Origin of the sequence: Lysinibacillus sp. JNUCC-52, from assembly GCF_015999545.1 — a bacterium.
Classification (GTDB): domain Bacteria; phylum Bacillota; class Bacilli; order Bacillales_A; family Planococcaceae; genus Lysinibacillus.
In genome coordinates this window covers 1,626,559-1,644,220 of record NZ_CP065546.1, presented here as the reverse complement: position 1 = coordinate 1,644,220, position 17,662 = coordinate 1,626,559, and the positions used below count along the sequence as shown (strand labels likewise).

The following is a 17,662-nucleotide window of genomic DNA, read 5'->3' as shown; positions in this document are numbered from 1 at the left end:
GGAGGAAGGCAAATGGGACAAATCCATGCGACTACGATATTTGCGGTACATCACAATGGCGGGTGCGCTATGGCTGGCGATGGTCAAGTGACACTTGGGAATGCGGTTGTCATGAAAGGCACTGCAAGGAAGGTCAGACGTCTGTTTAATGGGCAGGTGCTAGCTGGCTTTGCAGGCTCTGTAGCCGATGCTTTTACACTTTTTGAAATGTTTGAAGCGAAATTAAACGAATATAATGGGAATTTACAGCGAGCTGCTGTAGAAGTAGCAAAACAATGGCGTGGTGATAAAATGCTACGTCAATTAGAGGCGATGTTACTTGTGATGGATAAAAGTACACTACTCCTTGTGTCTGGTACAGGAGAAGTTATAGAACCTGATGACGGTATATTAGCGATTGGTTCTGGTGGAAATTATGCATTATCAGCAGGTCGTGCTCTAAAAAAATATGCAGGTGAAACAATGACTGCCCGTGAGATTGCGGAGGCAGCATTAGAAACAGCCGCTGAAATTTGTGTATTTACAAACCATAATATTATCGTGGAGGCACTTAACTAATGACACCACAAAACTTAACCCCAAGACAAATTACTGAGCATTTGGATCGTTTTATCGTAGGGCAAAATGAGGCGAAAAGAGCGGTAGCTATTGCACTACGAAATCGCTATCGTCGTTCTCTGCTAGCGGATGAAATGAAGGCTGAAGTTATTCCTAAAAATATTTTAATGATTGGACCAACGGGAGTTGGGAAAACTGAAATTGCAAGGAGAATTGCAAAACTAACGAATGCGCCGTTCGTAAAGGTTGAAGCAACGAAATTTACAGAAGTGGGCTATGTTGGACGTGATGTTGAGTCAATGGTCCGCGATGTTGTGGAGGCTTCTCATCGCCTCGTGAAGGAAGAAATGATGGAGTCTGTGAAGGAACAAGCGGAAGAGTTGGCAAATGAAGCCATTGTAAAATTACTTGTCCCTTCTTTACGTAAAAAACAAGCTATGCAAAATCCGTTTGAAATGTTATTTGGAGGCAAAGAACAACAAACGCATGATGATACATCTTCTGAGGAAACGGAAGTACGCTCAAAGCGTGCGCAAATCGCCATTGATTTACGCAATGGCAAATTAGAAAATGAATGGGTTACTGTTGAAGTTACTGAGCAAAATCCTTCGATTTTTGATGCCTTACAAGGTACGGGAATGGATATGTCTGCCAATAACGGTATGCAAGATATGTTATCGAGCTTAATGCCTAAAAAGCAGAAAAAGCGTCGTGTCCAAGTAAAAGATGCACGTCGTATTTTAATCATTGAGGAAGCGAATAAGCTTATTGACGCAGATGAAGTGTCACAAGAAGCTATTGCTAGAGCAGAACAGTCTGGAATTATTTTCATTGATGAAATAGATAAAGTCGCGAGCAAAGATACGAATACGTCTGCTAGTGTTTCACGTGAGGGTGTCCAACGCGATATTTTACCAATCGTAGAAGGTTCAACTGTTACGACAAAATATGGTGCAGTTAAAACAGACTATATGCTTTTTATTGCTGCTGGAGCTTTCCATATGTCTAAACCGTCAGATTTAATTCCAGAGTTACAAGGACGATTCCCGATTCGTGTAGAACTTGAAAAATTAACGAAGCAAGATTTTGTTCGTATTTTAAAAGAACCAGATCAATCGCTTATTTTGCAATATAAAGCGTTATTAGAAACAGAGGGTGTAGCAATCAATTTTGCAGAAGATTCAATTGAACGAATTGCAGAAATCGCTACAGAGGTCAATCAAGAAACAGATAATATCGGGGCACGTCGATTACACACAATTTTAGAACGCTTGCTAGAAGAATTATCGTTTGAAGCGTCTGAAATTGCGCCAGCTCAAATTGAAATTACAGCTGCTTATGTTGACCAAAAATTGGCGGGTATTGTAAAGAACAAAGATTTGTCACAGTTTATCTTGTAGGCAAGGCTTGATAGTACCATTCAATTGTAAAAAACTTTAGAATATTAATTAAATACGGTATGGATAATTTATAGGAGGAACATATAATGAATTTATTAGAAAAAACAAGAAAAATTAACTCAATGCTCCAGGCATCTGCAGGTAAGCCAGTAAACTTTAAAGAAATGGCTGACACTTTAGGGGATATAATTGATAGCAACGTATATATTGTAAGCCGTAAAGGGAAACTTTTAGGTATTTCAATTCACCAACAAATTGAAAACGAACGTATGAAAAAAATGTTCGAAGAGCGTCAATTCCCAGAAGAATATACACATAGCTTGTTTACAATTTCTGAAACGTCTTCAAATTTAGACATTAACAATGAACATACTGCATTCCCTGTTGAAAATAAAGACTTATTCCAAAGTGCTTTAACAACTATCGTACCAATCGTTGGTGGTGGTGAACGTTTAGGTACATTAATTTTAGCTCGTTTATCAGCTCAATTTGAGGATGATGATTTAATTTTAGCTGAGTATGGTGCTACAGTAGTAGGTATGGAAATTTTACGTGAAAAATCTGAAGAAATTGAAGAAGAAGCACGTAGCAAAGCTGTTGTACAAATGGCAATTAACTCACTCTCTTATAGTGAATTAGAAGCAATTGAACACATCTTTGAAGAACTAGATGGAAACGAAGGCTTATTAGTTGCTTCAAAAATTGCAGACCGCGTAGGAATTACACGTTCAGTGATCGTAAATGCATTACGTAAACTTGAATCTGCAGGTGTAATTGAATCGCGTTCTCTAGGTATGAAGGGGACTTACATTAAAGTATTAAACGATAAATTCTTAAACGCACTTGCTGAAATTAAAATGAAATAATGAACAAAGGCTCCCTGTTTAAGGGAGCTTTTTTTCTGTGAGCATATACGATGTAAATTTTTCATATAGCAAGCCCTACCACTCTGCTTTGTGCGAGCGAGCGTAGGTTATTCATTACTGGCACTTGTGTCATTTCTGTGAATATCCAATGTCTTGTTTCTACAAAATACTAAGTGGTAGGGCTTGCTTTGTAGTTAAAATGATACATAATTAATCTTTAAAAAGTACTTCTTATTACTTGAGGGCTATAAACTTTAGAAAATTGACCTATGACGAGCGAGAAATGCTTATATATGCTGCGTGTAAAGCACACGCCCTTAGGTACTAAAGCTAAAAGCTTTTAGACAAGATTGAAACTAAACCTTTAAAAATGCGTCCACTTGGAGTGAAAATCATTGCCATTAAGAAATATCCAAATGATTAGCCCTTTTGTCGAAAGGGATAGACGCTTCAACTAAAATAAAGGGAGTTTTATTATATTGTCACGTCTAGAATAGTAAAAAGGAACTTTATTTTACCAAAAAACCCCTATTTGTCATTTAAATCCAACCCTCTGAAGTAATAAAAAGGGATATATTTGATACTAATACAGTAAACACTGTCGAAATAGTGTAAAATAACTAGAAAAAAGACGAAACGTTACGAATTCACGTGGCTGTAGGGATGGGGCATATTTGTCCTGGTTGTTTAACATGAAAAATAGGGCGTATATACTATTAAAAAATGACAAAAGACAATAGACACTACGTATCATCTTAATTACAATTGTATTATTGGATAAATTAAGAAGTACATAGATTGAAATTAAATGAGGTGAATGGTTTTGAACTTATTTGGAGGAACTATTAGTAGCCTGGAAAATGGACTTTCCTATGCAACTTTGAATCATAAAACAATCGCAAATAACATTGCGAATGTCGATACACCAAATTATAAGGCGAAAAATGTAAGTTTTAAGGATATGTTGGAAAATGAAAAACAAATTTCTATATCAGCATATCGAACAGATAATAGACATTATGATTTCGAAATTAAACAATCGACACCAGGTGTCAATAACGTTACAAACTTACGATATCGAAATAACGGTAACGCTGTAGATATGGATGCAGAACAAACGAAATTGGCAGAAAATCAAATCTACTACAATGCGTTAATTGATCGTGTTAACGGCAAGTTAAATACGCTAAATACTGTTATTAAAGGAGGTAAGTAATAAATGTCTATTTTTCATGGAATGAATACTACAGCCTCTGCATTAACGGCACAGCGTTTACGAATGGATGTTATTTCTTCGAATATGGCAAACGTAGATACTACTCGCGGTAAACAAGTAAATGGAGAGTGGGAGCCATACCGACGGAAGTCTGTTACTTTTTCTGCGCAAGAAGGACGCTTTTCAAACTTTTTAAATGTGGCTATTGGTAAAAATGCGAAAAGCGGTGTTGGGAATGGTGTGAAAGTTACGCAAATTAAAGAAGATACTGATACACCTTTCAAACTAGTGTATGATCCTACACATCCAGATGCAAATGCAGATGGCTATGTCAACATGCCAAATGTTGACCCATTAAAAGAAATGGTAGATTTAATGTCTGCCACTCGTTCGTATGAGGCGAACATAACTGTTTTAAATGCAAATAAGTCGATGCTGACAAAAGCGTTAGAAATCGGTAAATAATAAAAATAGAAAGGATGATACATAATGGCAATTTCGTCCGTTTCACTAATGACACCTACTCAGGTTGTAAATGAAACAAACAAACTAAATACAACACCTTACGAAGCCCAGCAAAGCTTTGCGAATTCATTAAAAGAGGCAATAGCGAAAGTGAATGATCAGCAAATCACTTCTGATAATCTTACACAAAAGCTAATAACTGGTGAAGATGTGGAGTTGCACGAAGTAATGATTGCATCTCAAAAGGCGAGCATTACATTAAACGCAACAATTGAAGTTCGCAATAAGGTGATTGAAGCTTACCAAGAAATAATGCGAATGAGTGTCTAATTAGAGTGAATTGGTGAAGAAAGACACCAATTCATTTCGTTAGGCTTCCAATGAAGACAAAATATTTATGACTTTTTGTTTTCATTGGATTCCACTATTATCGCGAATTATTGATTGCTAGGTTATTCACTATAACCGGAGGATTCATAATGAATGAACGATTGACGAAAATAAAAAACGACACCAGCCATTTTTGGACAAGTCGGAGTAAAACACAAAAAATAGTAATGATAGGTTCTTTAGTAGGTGTAATAGTACTTGCAGCGCTCATTACATTTTTTGCAACAAAAACTACATATGTTCCGCTTTATAAAGATTTATCGACAAGAGAAATCGGCCAAGTTAAAGAAGCTTTGGATTCGCAAGGCGTAAAATATGAGATTGCTCCAGGAGGAACGTCCATATTAGTACCCGAAGAACAAGTCGATTCATTATTGGTGCAGCTAGCATCCGATGGTTATCCTCAAACTGGAACGATCGATTACTCATTTGCTAATAGCTCTGGTTTCGGTATGACAGACAACGAATTTAATTTATTGAAAAAAGCTGCGACTGAAACAGAAATTGCTAAGCTAATAAAAAATCTTGAAGGCGTTAAAGATGCAAAAGTTATGATTACTCTTCCAGAAGAAGGAGTCTTCATAAAGGATGTAAAAGAAGATGCAACTGCATCCATTGTATTGAACACAGATCCTGGCTATAAATTTACAGAGCAACAAATAGCCACTATGTACAACTTAGTAGCAAAAAGTATCCCGAACTTAAATACAGATAACATTGTTATCTCTAATCAATACTCCGAGTACTTTGATTTAAATGCTGCAACAACAGATGGCACTTCTACAACAACAGCTGAAGGCCAATTGCAGATGAAGAAATTGGTAGAACGTGACTTGCAACGTCAAGTGCAAAATATGCTAGGTACTTTGATGGGACAAGATAAAGTCATCGTTTCTGTTACGACAGATATTGACTTTAAAAAGGAAAATCGTGAAGAGAATTTAGTGACACCAGTTGATGAAGAGAATATGGAAGGGATTGCGATTAGCGCCCAACGTATTACAGAGCAATATTCTGGTACTGGCAACCCAGCAACAGGCACACCTGAAGCTGAAACAACAACAGATAACTTTACTACGTACAATGAAGGTACTTCAGGGGACGGAGATTACGAACGTACGGAAGAAACAATCAACAATGACGTCAACCGCATTCGTAAAGACATTCAAGAGGCACCTTATAAAATACAAGATATCGGTATCCAAGTAATTGTAGAGCCACCAACGGCTACAGACGCAGCATCTCTACCAGATGGCGTTCGTCAAGACATCGAGAAAATTTTAAGTACTATTGTTCGTACAACGATCTCAAAAGATGTAGCTGCTGAACTTACACAAGATCAAATTGATGAAAAAGTGGCTGTTTCAGTCCAACCTTTAAATGGTAAAGTAGCAGATACTGCTCCTGAGACACCTGTCATTCCATGGTGGGTTTGGGTAGTCGGAGGCATTTTACTGGCTGTTATTCTATTACTTGCATTCTTCATCATCCGTTCACGTAAACGTGCGAAAGAAGAAGAAGAGCTTAGTATCCTAGAAGAACAAGAAGAATTGATTATCGATGATATTAATGAAGAAATTGAAACGGAAGCTACAATGCGTCGTAAACAACTTGAAAAAATGGCGAAAGATAAGCCTGATGATTTTGCAAAGTTACTGCGTAGTTGGATTGCGGAAGACTAACTAGGAGGTTCTGCTGTGTCCAAGAAAGATAAGGAATTAACCGGAAAACAAAAGGCCGCTCTCTTGTTAATTTCACTAGGGCCTGAGGTTTCAGCTTCTGTCTATAAACATTTAACTGAGGAAGAAATCGAACGGTTAACGTTAGAAATTTCAAGTGTTAAAAAAGTAGAAGCAAATGTTAAAGAAGAAATTATTGAAGAATTCCACAATATTGCTCTTGCGCAAGATTATATTACACAAGGTGGTATTGGTTACGCGAAGACGGTTTTAGAAAAAGCATTAGGTATGGAGCAAGCACAAACAATTATTAATCGTTTGACTTCTTCGTTACAAGTGCGACCGTTCGATTTTGCACGTAGAGCAGATCCTGCTCAAATATTTAACTTTATTCAAAATGAACATCCACAAACAATTGCCCTTATTCTTTCTTATTTAGAAGCAGGGCAAGCGGGTGTTATTTTATCTTCATTACCGCAAGAAGTACAAGCGGATATTGCTAAACGTATTGCAATGATGGAATCAACTTCACCAGAAGTAATTAGTGAAATTGAATCTGTATTGGAACGCAAACTATCATCAACTGTTACGCAAGATTACACAGAAACTGGTGGTATTGATGCAGTCGTTGAAGTATTAAATGGTGTTGATCGACAAACAGAAAAAACGATTCTCGATGCGCTCGAAATTCAAGATCCAGAGCTTGCAGAAGAAATCAAAAAACGCATGTTTGTATTCGAAGATATCGTGACGCTCGACAATCGTTCAATTCAGCGTGTTATTCGTGATTGCGAAAACGAAGATTTACTTCTTTCAATGAAAGTTTCCAGCGAAGAAGTAAAAGATATTATCTTCCGAAATATGTCACAACGTATGGCCGATACTTTCAAAGAAGAGATGGAAATTATGGGACCTGTTCGCTTGCGTGACGTAGAAGAAGCTCAATCACGAATTGTCGCTGTTATTCGCCGCTTAGAAGATGCTGGTGAGATTATTATTGCACGTGGTGGAGGAGATGACGTCATTGTCTAGAATCATCCGTTCTGTATATACACAGTCCAATGGCGATAATGTAAAGAAGATACAAATTCGTGATATGTTTGAATTACCCGAAATGGAGACAGATGAAACATCCCATCATCATATGACGATGGAAGATGTTTTTACAGAACGCGATCGATTGCTTGAAGAGGCAAGAGCCAAGATTCAGGCAGAACGGGAAGCTTTTGAACAAGAGAAGCAAATGCATTTTCAAGAAATTGAGCATTTGAAACAAAGCTGGGAAGAAGAACGCCCTAATCGCGTACAAGAAGCGTATGATGAAGGGTATGGTCAAGGTTATGAGGATGGTACAAATAGAGCCACTGAAGCAATGGCACAATCCCTTCAAACAGCGAATGAAATTATCGTGCAAGCAGGGGAAAATGCAAAAAAATATATCGATGACCAAGAAGCGATTATTTTGGAATTAGGCTTAACTGCTGCACAACGTATTATTGGGACTTCATTAGAGCAAAATGACGAACTGTTTTTATCAATAGTTCAAAGAGGGCTTAAAGAAGCGAGAGAGATGAAGGAAATAAAAATCTACGTTTCTCCTACATATTATGGTTTAATTACATCGAATCGCGATGAATTGGCTGAAATGTTCCCAACAGATGTACCATTTATGATTTTTGTAGATGAGGATTTTGAAAAAGAAACAGATTGTTATATAGAAACAAATCACGGTCGGATTGTTGTTAGTATTGACGAGCAATTAAATGAATTGAGAATAAAGCTACATGAAATATTAGAAAGTAAGGAATGATCTAGATGAAAACGGCTCAATTAATCGAACAAATTCCTAATATACCAACTTTTAAAAAGTTTGGTAGAGTAACGAGAGTTGTCGGCTTAATGATTGAGTCGCAAGGTCCTGATAGTTCCATCGGTGATGTATGTAAAATTCATGTTGAAACGTCGAAAAACGGACATCAAATCATTTTAGCAGAGGTTGTAGGGTTTAAAGATGAAATTGTAGTTCTAATGCCCTTCACCTCGCTCCGTGAAATATCAATTGGCTGTTTAGTGGAAGGAACAGGGGCACCTCTTGAAATCAAAGTCGGACCAGAGCTAATTGGTAAAGTACTTGATTCAATGGGGAATCCAATCGATGGTACTTTGTTACCGAAAGGATTAATGTCAGTACCGACTGAGCAAGATCCGCCTAACCCACTTACTCGTCCGCCGATAAATGAAAGACTTGAGGTTGGTGTAAAAGCAATTGATGGGATGCTAACTGTCGGCAATGGACAGCGTGTAGGTATTTTCGCGGGCTCTGGTGTCGGTAAAAGTACACTACTTGGTATGATTGCGCGTAATACACAAGCTGACTTAAATGTTATTGCATTAGTCGGAGAGCGTGGTCGTGAGGTACGTGAATTTATTGAACGTGATTTAGGACCTGAAGGTTTAAGCCGTTCCATTGTCGTCGCAGCGACCTCAGATCAACCTGCACTTATGCGTATTAAAGGAGCATTTACAGCAACAGCGATAGCAGAATACTTTAGAAATCGCGGCTTAAATGTGATGTTGATGATGGACTCCGTAACACGTGTTGCAATGGCTCAACGTGAAATCGGACTTGCAACAGGAGAACCACCTGCTCAGAAGGGTTATACACCTTCTGTATTTGCAATTTTACCAAAGTTATTAGAACGGACTGGGACAAATGAAAAAGGCTCAATTACAGCCTTTTATACAGTATTAGTTGATGGTGACGATATGAACGAGCCTATTGCTGATACTGTTCGCGGTATTTTAGATGGTCATATTGTACTTGATCGAAACCTTGCAAACAAAGGCCAATATCCAGCTATTAATGTGTTGAAAAGCGTCAGTCGTTTGATGAATCATGTGGCAGAGCCAGAGCACAAAAGGGCTGCTGAGCGTTTACGAGAACTCTATTATACTTATGACAAATCAGAGGATTTAATTAATATCGGAGCATATAAACGAGGCACTTCTAAAGAAATTGATGAAGCAATTTATTATGAACCGCTCATTACAGCTTATTTAAAGCAAGGATATTTAGATAAGGTGACGCTTGAGGAAAGTAAGAATGAGTTAATTACATTATCGAACGGTGGTGGCAGGTAGGATGGTCAGTTATATGTATCGTTTTGAAAAGGTATTAACCATTCGAGAGCAAGAAAAAAACGAGACTGAAATTGCCTATAAGGAATCTGTTCGTTCTTTTGAAGAGGTTGCAACAAAGCTCTATGACTTGCTGAAAAAGAAAGAAGATTTAATAGAATTTCAGCAGAAACGTTTAGTTGTAGGGTCATCAATAGAGGAAATTCATCACTATGCTCGTTTTATTGATAGCCTTGAAAAAACAATTGCAGATGTGCAACAAAAGGTTGTGCAGGCACGTTCGAAAATGAATTGGCACGAAGAAAAACTATTAGAAAAAAACTTGGAAGTACGTAAATTTGAAAAAATGCGTGAAAATGATTATAAGTCTTTTCAACAAGAACAAGATCGCATTGAAAGCATATTTTTAGATGAAATTTCTTCACTTACGTATTTCAAGAAAGAAATCAGGTGATTTCATGGCGAAAAGAGAAAGCCGTATTAAAACTGAATTAGAAGTACAACAGCCAACACGTAAATCAGGAGGTTTCCAAAAGTTTTTCATATGGATATTGATACCTATTATGTTCGTGGTAGCGGTATTGCTAGTTGTGGCAACGTTAATGGATACGAACGTCTTTGATTTAGGAAAAAAGGCAGTAAGTAATTTACCTTTTGTTGAATCGGAAGAGCAGCAAGCAAAAGATGCCATTGTTATGGATGATTCCAAGGTAGTAGGCTTACAGGCAGAAATACAAGAAAAAGAAGCCGAAATAGCACAATTGCAAAGTAAGTTAGATACAACTACAAATGAAAAAGAAAAGTTACTGACGGAGCAAGAGCGATTACTCTTTGAAATTGAAAAATTAAAAAGAGAGCAAGATGAGGTCAAACGTGACTTTAATGATATTTTGTCTACTTTTGATAAGATGTCTCCGAAAGCGGCAGCGCCTGTACTTATAAAAATGAGTGATGCACAGGCACTTCGTATTTTATCAAGCTTAAAACCAGATAAGTTAGCGGCGATTTTAGAAAAAATGGATCCGCAAGATGCTGCAAAATATACAGAAATGATGGCGAAACAATAATAAACATTTTTTAAAAAGGAGGTGAAAACATGAACATTGCTATGATGAATATAGGTGCTCCAAGTGCTCCAAAGGCTAGTACTAATACTTCAAAAGCTGTATCAACTAGTCAGTCTGATATGAAAACAAATAGTGGGGCTGCAAATGATAAAATATCTAAATTTGGCTCTGTATTTGGACAAGCTGTTGCTTCAACAAATCAACAAAACAAAACAGCTCAAACTAATAATTCTCAAGGTGACGATAAGCTAGCTGAGCTAGATAAAGTTTTAAATAGTCAATCTATTGAAGAATTACTAGATTTATTAGAAATTCCACATGATGAAGGCTTATTAATGCTTCAAGTGGGGGAAGATGGCAAGGCAGTAGCTATGGATGAAATGTTAAATTTAGAGCATTTAATGGCTGCTTTGAATGTAGATCAAGAGCAAATACAAAAATTGGTTCAGCAACTGTTGGATGAAGATCAGCAGCAAGCGAGCGATGTATGGGAGCTTTTAGCTTTAGTAGACGCTCAAGCACCATTGTTACAGACGCAGTTAGTATCGGCGTTGCAAGGTGAAGGACAAGTACCTTCAGAAGATGCTACGAAGCTACTGCAAGTATTAAAATTAGCACAGTTAGTTGGTCAAAAATCGGATTTAACGATGTCTCAAGAAAACGCACTGTCAAACGTAAATAATTTTTTAACAGCGTTACAAACACAAGTTGAAACTATTCAAACTGCACAGCAAGTTACTACAAAAACGACCGTTACATTACCGTTGCAAGGCTTCCAGCAAGTAATTCAGCAAGTGCAAGTGACAAAACAATCGGATACAAGTGCAAATGAAATGGTGACTGCTAATACAGTACAAACAAAAGCCGACACATTCCAAGTTACTTTACCGGCGGCTAAACCCGCACAATCAGAAGCTTTACTAAAAGAAATGCAAGCTATCATCAATAAAGCTCAAATTTCAAATGCACAAGGGATTACGCGTTTAACGTTAAAATTGTATCCTGAAAATCTAGGTACCATTCGAATCGAACTTGTACAAAATGACGGTGTTTTAACAGCTCGTTTACTTGCTTCGACTGCCCATGGGCGAGAGCTTCTTGACAGTCAAGCGCATCAATTAAAACAAGCTTTTGTCCAGCAAAACATCCAAGTTGATCGACTAGATATTGCGCAATCATTGCAAGATGCTGATAGACAACAACGTGATCAAAACTTCTTTAATAACTTCTTTAGACAACAACAGCAAGAAGAGCAAGAACAAGCAAATGAGGACAGCGAAGACGGATTGTCCTTTAATGATTTTTTAGAAAATGAGGAGGTGTAAACGTGGCAGATAAAATTACAAATGACCTTTACTATTCCAACTACTCTGCACCAACAAAACAAACTGGCAATAGTGAACTTGGTAAAGATGCATTCTTAAAATTACTGATTACACAATTACAACATCAGGATCCAACAAATCCTATGGATGACCGTGATTTCATTGCACAAATGGCGCAGTTCTCATCTTTAGAGCAAATGCAAAATATGACGAAGGCTATGGAGTCATTACTGATGTCTCAACAGCAAACGCAGCTTATGAACTATACATCATTTGTTGGAAAAGAAGTAAAATGGCATGAACTGACAGAGGAAGTAGATGCAGATAATAAGCCAGTTATAAATGAAGGTACGGGTGTTATCCAATCATTAAAATTTGTTGATGGAGAAGCCGTATTCATTTTAGCTGATGGTAAGGAAATCTATCCTGGAAACATTTCTGCAATTTTAGGTAATAAAGAAACAAGCACGGGTGAAAGTAATACATCAACTGAATCGCCTCTTGTACAAGCAAGTAAGTTAATCGGCAAAAATGTCACTTACAATGACGGAGAGCAAGATGTGCAAGGACGAATTGTCTCTGTATCAAACAAAGATGGCAATATTTATTACGAATTAGATAATGGTAAAAAACTTGCAGGGAAAGAATTTACAGTAATAAGCGAATAAAGGTGGTGGAGAAAGATGGATAAATTTTCGATTCATCGTGTCCCATTGTATCCAACTATTCGCCAAACGCAGCCTACACCTATTAATACACAGCAATCGTTTAGTGCTCATTTACAGGAAGCAACGAATCAACAGGAGCTAAAAGTAAGTAAGCATGCAAATGAACGCATTAAAGAGCGTAATATTGCGATTTCTGAACAGGAATGGCGGGTTGTATCTGACAAGGTATTTGAGGCACATTCAAAAGGTGTCAAACAACCATTAGTCTTGATGGATCAAGCGGCTCTAATTGTCAGTGCTAAAAATGCTACTGTCATTACAGCAATGGATCGCACGGAAGCAAAACAACAACTGTTTACTAATATTGATGGCACAATCGTGCTTTAAGGCTGGACCTTCTTTATGTAAGGAAGCCTATGTGTTGCTGACTGATAGAGGCACACAATTCAAAAAATGAAGGGAGAACGACAACTTATGTTACGTTCTATGTATTCAGGTATTTCAGGTCTTAAAAACTTCCAAACAAAGCTAGATGTTATTGGGAATAATATTGCCAATGTTAACACGTATGGATTTAAAAAAGGACGTGTTATTTTCAAAGACATCCTATCTCAAACAAGCGCAGGTGCTTCAGCTGCAACTACTACTCGTGGTGGTACAAACCCATTGCAAGTAGGTCTTGGTTCTACACTTGCTGCAATTGATACGGTTCACGGTTCTGGTTCACGTCAAACGACAGATCGCCCATTGGACCTTGCTGTTCAAGGTGAAGGCTTCTTTATGGTAGCTGACTCTGTATCAAATACTGATGGCGTTGCAGAAGGCTATACAAACGTTGTATATACACGTGCAGGTAATTTCTACATGGACAGCGAAGGTTATTTAGTCAATGCAGAAGGGAAGTATTTAGTAGGTCATGCAAATGATACATTGTATGAAACAGATTCTACTGAAAGTAATGCTGAGGGAGATAAAGAAGCAAGTCCGCTGAATGGTGAAACTGAGGATTTATTAGGGGAAAATGATACATTTACTTTTGAAGATAATAACCCAATCAAAATCCCAACAACAGCTAAATCTATAAGTATCGGTCAAGACGGAACGGTTGAATATGTAGATGCAAACGGATATAGACAATATGCAGGTCAAATTGTCATGGTTAAGTTCCCGAATGCTGGTGGACTTGAAAAAGTAGGAAGTAACTACTTCCAAGCAACAGCAAACTCAGGTCAACCATATGGCCAAGTAGCGACAGTTGCTGGTATGGGTTCAATTACGGCAGGGGCGCTTGAAATGTCCAATGTCGATCTTTCAGAAGAATTTACTGAGATGATTGTTGCACAGCGTGGTTTCCAAGCGAATACGCGTATTATTACGACTTCAGATGAAGTACTACAAGAACTAGTAAACTTAAAACGCTAGTAATAAGTTTCTTCTAGTTATAAAAGCAAGAATATATAAGTTTTACACGCTAATATATGTAACTTCTCAATGTATGCTAGTGTGATTATAGCGAATCCACAATGGATGCGTTCTAAAACATAATTTTCAATATGAGGGAGGGTCGGGCCGGCTCTCACGCTAGACCGGCCCTATTTCAATGATTGAACTAACAAGACTAAATGGCAAAGCATTTACACTGAATGCTTTATACATAGAAACAGTTGAATCTTTTCCAGATACGACAATTACTTTAACAACTGGAACAAAAATTATTGTGTTACAGAGTGAAGATGAGGTGCGACAAAAGGTAACTGCCTTTTATAACAATATACAAGTACTATCAAACCCGCATCTACGAGGTGAAGAAGATGAAGAATAATAAAGTGTTAACGATGATCATCATCGTACTAGTGGCGATTATACTTATTGGAGTTATTGCGTTTGTATTATTTACCCAATTCAATAAGCCTGCAGCATCACTTGAACCATCAATAGACGATATTGTCGAAGCATCTGTTGATGTTCCTGAAATTATGACTAATCTTGCTGATAAAAGGGTAGTGCGCATGACGCTGAAAATCCAAACTTCTAGCAAGGACGCTGCCGAAGAGTTAAAGAAGCGTGATTTCCAAACGAATAATTTAATTATTCAAGAGCTTTCAGAAATGGAACAGAAAGATTTAGATGGCAAGGCAGGAAAAGTAATGTTTGAAAAGGCATTAAAAACACAGTTAAATGAATTGATGCAAGAGGGAGAAATTCAACAAGTATATATTACCTCCTACATCTTTCAATAAAAATTAGAAACTGCTTGAAACGGAGGTGGGCAAATGGCAGGAGATGTGTTATCCCAATCGGAGATAGATGCGCTACTTTCCGCAATCTCGACCGGAGAAATGTCAGCGGATGACATGAAGAAAGAGGACGAGGTACGAAAGGTTAAAGTTTATGACTTTAAGCGAGCGTTGCGCTTCTCTAAAGATCAAATCCGAAGTTTGACCCGAATACATGAAAATTTTGCGCGATTACTAACGACCTTCTTTTCTGCACAGTTAAGAAGCTACGTGCAAATTACAGTAGCATCAGTAGACCAAATACCCTTTGAAGAGTTTGTTCGTTCAATTCCGAATATGACGCTCATTAATGTGTTTGAAGTGCCACCACTTGATGGTAATATATTGATGGAAATAAACCCAAACATTGCCTATTCGATGTTGGATCGTTTAATGGGCGGTAGTGGAGCGAGTCATAGTAATGTTGATAACTTAACTGAGATTGAAACAAAAATTATGACAAACCTCTTCGAACGTTCATTCGACAATTTACGCGAAGCATGGGAAAATGTTGCTGAAATTGACCCAATTCTAGTAGAACTTGAGGTAAATCCTCAATTTTTACAAATGATTTCACCAAATGAAACGGTAGTCGTTATTTCATTGAATACAATTATTGGTGAGACAAGCGGTATGATTAATATTTGTATCCCGCATGTTGTATTGGAGCCAATCGTACCGAATCTATCTGTACGTTATTGGATGCAAACAAATACGAAAGAGATGTCACCTGAGCAAACAAAAATGCTCGAAACACGTGTGAAACAAGCAAGATTACCTCTTTCAGTAGAGTTAGGTATTACAGACATTACTATTGAAGACTTCCTAATGATGCAAATTGGTGATGTTATTCAATTAGAACAAAAAATTGATGATCCATTACTGCTGAAAGTAGGTACATTGCCTAAATTCACAGTACAACCTGGTAAACAGGGTAAAAAATTAGCAATCCAGATTATCGACCCTTTGAAAGGAGGAGACGAAGATGAGTGATGAAATGCTCTCCCAAGAAGAAATTGAAGCGTTATTAAGGGGCGAAACGTTGGAGGATAGAATAAACGACAGCGAAGCTTCTACAAAAGAAGAAACAAATGAAATACGAGTAGAGGATTACCTTGATTCGTTTGCTCAAGACGCACTAGGTGAAGTAGGAAATATATCTTTCGGAAGTTCAGCTACTGCTCTATCTGCATTATTAGGCCAAAAAGTAGATATTACTACTCCTAGTATTTCAATGATTAACCGCAATAAATTAGAAGAGGAATTTCCTCATCCATATGTAGCGGTACAAGTTGAATATACAATCGGTTTAACAGGTATGAATTTACTTGTTATTAAACAATCAGATGCTGCCATTATTGCTGATTTAATGTTAGGTGGGGACGGCTTAAATCCTAAACCTGACTTAGGCGAAATTCAGCTAAGCGCAGTGCAAGAAGCAATGAACCAAATGATGGGTTCAGCTGCTACATCGATGTCGACAGTATTCAACAAAAAGGTGGATATTTCGCCACCGACGATTGACTTAATGAATATTTCTCAAAATGAAGGTCGAGATAATATTCCAGAAGATGATTTACTTGTAAAAGTTTCTTTCCGACTTCGAATTGGTAATTTAATCGATTCAAACTTAATGCAATTATTACCGCTTAAGTTTAGTCAAAACATTGTTAAGTCATTATTAGGAGAAACAGAGGCGATTGAAGAGCCAGTTGCAGCAACAATTGCTCCAGAAGCGCCTATCGCACCACCGCCTGTTCAACCTACACCGCCACCAGCACAGCAACCTGTATATCAACAGCCAGCAGTGCCAGTGCAACAACAGCCGATGTATCAAGAACAGCAACAACCAATGTATCAAGAGCAGCAACAAATTCATACGCAACAAAGACCAGTACAACCTGTAAATGTTCAACAGGCACAGTTTGCTAGCTTTGATCCAAATGTAATCTCTCAATCTGAGGCTAGAAATTTAAATATGCTACTTGATATTCCATTGCAAGTTACTGTAGAGTTAGGACGTACGAAACGTTCTGTTAAAGAGATTTTAGAACTAGCTAGTGGATCGATTATTGAATTAGATAAGTTAGCAGGGGAACCAGTTGATATTCTAGTAAATAGTCGTTTAATTGCAAAGGGCGAAGTTGTTGTTATCGATGAAAACTTCGGCGTACGCATTACAGATGTTTTAAGTCAAGCAGAGCGTTTAAATAATTTAAGATAGTTTCAATTGGAGGAGTTAACCATGTCTAAAAGAATTTTGATTGTAGACGATGCTGCATTTATGCGCATGATGATCAAGGATATTTTGTCGAAAAACGGATTTGAAGTTGTAGGAGAAGCTGCCGATGGTCTACAGGCTGTTGAAAAATACAACGAGTTAAAGCCAGATTTAGTAACAATGGATATTACAATGCCTGAAATGGATGGTATTGCAGCTCTTAAAGCTATTAAAGGTACTGATCCAAGTGCAACTGTAATCATGTGTTCAGCAATGGGACAACAAGCGATGGTAATCGATGCAATTCAAGCTGGTGCGAAGGACTTTATTGTTAAGCCTTTCCAAGCAGATCGTGTAATTGAAGCGATTCAAAAAGCACTAGGATGATTTCAT

General features: G+C 37.6%; 21 protein-coding genes. All 21 read left to right on the top strand.

Annotated features, from left to right (window positions below):
• Window positions 1-12 precede the first annotated feature (12 nt).
• The 21 genes from hslV (at window position 13) to JNUCC52_RS08410 (ending at window position 17,656) form a co-directional block, all read left to right on the top strand.
• On the top strand, window positions 13-558 hold the full coding sequence (gene hslV, locus JNUCC52_RS08510; RefSeq protein ID WP_024362042.1) for an ATP-dependent protease subunit HslV: 546 nt from the start codon (window positions 13-15) through the stop codon (window positions 556-558).
• Entirely contained in the window at window positions 558-1,958 is a 1,401-nt protein-coding gene (gene hslU / locus JNUCC52_RS08505; RefSeq protein ID WP_173477769.1) for an ATP-dependent protease ATPase subunit HslU, read from the top strand. Before hslV ends, hslU begins: the two co-directional genes overlap by 1 nt.
• Window positions 1,959-2,044: 86 nt before the next feature.
• On the top strand, window positions 2,045-2,824 hold the full coding sequence (gene codY, locus JNUCC52_RS08500) for a GTP-sensing pleiotropic transcriptional regulator CodY (RefSeq protein WP_024362040.1): 780 nt from the start codon (window positions 2,045-2,047) through the stop codon (window positions 2,822-2,824).
• A gap of 823 nt (window positions 2,825-3,647) precedes the next feature.
• Window positions 3,648-4,040: a flagellar basal body rod protein FlgB gene (gene flgB / locus JNUCC52_RS08495; protein WP_173477768.1), complete on the top strand. Its 393-nt coding sequence runs from the start codon at window positions 3,648-3,650 to the stop codon at window positions 4,038-4,040.
• 3 nt (window positions 4,041-4,043) lie between these two features.
• Window positions 4,044-4,505, top strand: a complete 462-nt coding sequence (gene flgC, locus JNUCC52_RS08490; protein ID WP_337981912.1) for a flagellar basal body rod protein FlgC — start codon at window positions 4,044-4,046, stop codon at window positions 4,503-4,505.
• Window positions 4,506-4,529: 24 nt separating this feature from the next.
• Window positions 4,530-4,835 (top strand): flagellar hook-basal body complex protein FliE, encoded by a 306-nt coding sequence (gene fliE, locus JNUCC52_RS08485; RefSeq protein WP_173477766.1) that lies wholly within the window; start codon window positions 4,530-4,532, stop codon window positions 4,833-4,835.
• 149 nt (window positions 4,836-4,984) lie between these two features.
• Window positions 4,985-6,577: a flagellar basal-body MS-ring/collar protein FliF gene (gene fliF / locus JNUCC52_RS08480; protein WP_173477765.1), complete on the top strand. Its 1,593-nt coding sequence runs from the start codon at window positions 4,985-4,987 to the stop codon at window positions 6,575-6,577.
• Window positions 6,578-6,592: 15 nt separating this feature from the next.
• Window positions 6,593-7,606, top strand: coding sequence for a flagellar motor switch protein FliG (gene fliG / locus JNUCC52_RS08475; protein WP_173477764.1), 1,014 nt, complete (start codon window positions 6,593-6,595; stop codon window positions 7,604-7,606).
• Entirely contained in the window at window positions 7,599-8,384 is a 786-nt protein-coding gene (gene fliH, locus JNUCC52_RS08470; RefSeq protein WP_443136912.1) for a flagellar assembly protein FliH, read from the top strand. Before fliG ends, fliH begins: the two co-directional genes overlap by 8 nt.
• A 5-nt stretch (window positions 8,385-8,389) precedes the next feature.
• The gene (gene fliI, locus JNUCC52_RS08465) at window positions 8,390-9,715 is read left to right on the top strand and encodes a flagellar protein export ATPase FliI (protein WP_173477762.1); all 1,326 of its coding nucleotides are present in this window, start codon (window positions 8,390-8,392) and stop codon (window positions 9,713-9,715) included.
• A 1-nt stretch (window position 9,716) separates the two neighbouring features.
• Window positions 9,717-10,166: a flagellar export protein FliJ gene (fliJ, locus tag JNUCC52_RS08460; protein WP_173477761.1), complete on the top strand. Its 450-nt coding sequence runs from the start codon at window positions 9,717-9,719 to the stop codon at window positions 10,164-10,166.
• A gap of 4 nt (window positions 10,167-10,170) precedes the next feature.
• Complete coding sequence (locus JNUCC52_RS08455; RefSeq protein ID WP_337981910.1) at window positions 10,171-10,779, top strand: MotE family protein; 609 nt, start codon at window positions 10,171-10,173, stop codon at window positions 10,777-10,779.
• Between the two features lie 29 nt (window positions 10,780-10,808).
• Entirely contained in the window at window positions 10,809-12,104 is a 1,296-nt protein-coding gene (locus tag JNUCC52_RS08450; protein ID WP_337981909.1) for a flagellar hook-length control protein FliK, read from the top strand.
• Between the two features lie 2 nt (window positions 12,105-12,106).
• Window positions 12,107-12,772: a flagellar hook assembly protein FlgD gene (flgD, locus tag JNUCC52_RS08445; RefSeq protein WP_337981908.1), complete on the top strand. Its 666-nt coding sequence runs from the start codon at window positions 12,107-12,109 to the stop codon at window positions 12,770-12,772.
• 15 nt (window positions 12,773-12,787) lie between these two features.
• Window positions 12,788-13,159 carry a TIGR02530 family flagellar biosynthesis protein gene (locus tag JNUCC52_RS08440; RefSeq protein WP_173477758.1) on the top strand — a complete coding sequence of 124 codons (372 nt, stop codon included), beginning with the start codon at window positions 12,788-12,790 and terminating at the stop codon, window positions 13,157-13,159.
• An 87-nt stretch (window positions 13,160-13,246) separates the two neighbouring features.
• On the top strand, window positions 13,247-14,194 hold the full coding sequence (locus tag JNUCC52_RS08435; protein WP_173477757.1) for a flagellar hook-basal body complex protein: 948 nt from the start codon (window positions 13,247-13,249) through the stop codon (window positions 14,192-14,194).
• Between the two features lie 178 nt (window positions 14,195-14,372).
• Window positions 14,373-14,594, top strand: a complete 222-nt coding sequence (locus JNUCC52_RS08430) for a flagellar FlbD family protein (RefSeq protein WP_173477756.1) — start codon at window positions 14,373-14,375, stop codon at window positions 14,592-14,594.
• Window positions 14,584-15,012, top strand: coding sequence for a flagellar basal body-associated protein FliL (fliL, locus tag JNUCC52_RS08425; RefSeq protein WP_173477755.1), 429 nt, complete (start codon window positions 14,584-14,586; stop codon window positions 15,010-15,012). Before JNUCC52_RS08430 ends, fliL begins: the two co-directional genes overlap by 11 nt.
• A gap of 33 nt (window positions 15,013-15,045) precedes the next feature.
• Window positions 15,046-16,041 carry a flagellar motor switch protein FliM gene (gene fliM / locus JNUCC52_RS08420; RefSeq protein ID WP_173477754.1) on the top strand — a complete coding sequence of 332 codons (996 nt, stop codon included), beginning with the start codon at window positions 15,046-15,048 and terminating at the stop codon, window positions 16,039-16,041.
• A complete protein-coding gene (fliY, locus tag JNUCC52_RS08415) occupies window positions 16,034-17,272 on the top strand; it encodes a flagellar motor switch phosphatase FliY (protein WP_337981907.1) in 1,239 nt (412 codons plus the stop codon). The genes fliM and fliY overlap by 8 nt, the downstream gene beginning before the upstream one ends.
• Before the next feature lie 21 nt (window positions 17,273-17,293).
• Complete coding sequence (locus JNUCC52_RS08410) at window positions 17,294-17,656, top strand: response regulator (RefSeq protein WP_004269288.1); 363 nt, start codon at window positions 17,294-17,296, stop codon at window positions 17,654-17,656.
• The last annotated feature ends 6 nt before the right edge of the window (window positions 17,657-17,662 follow it).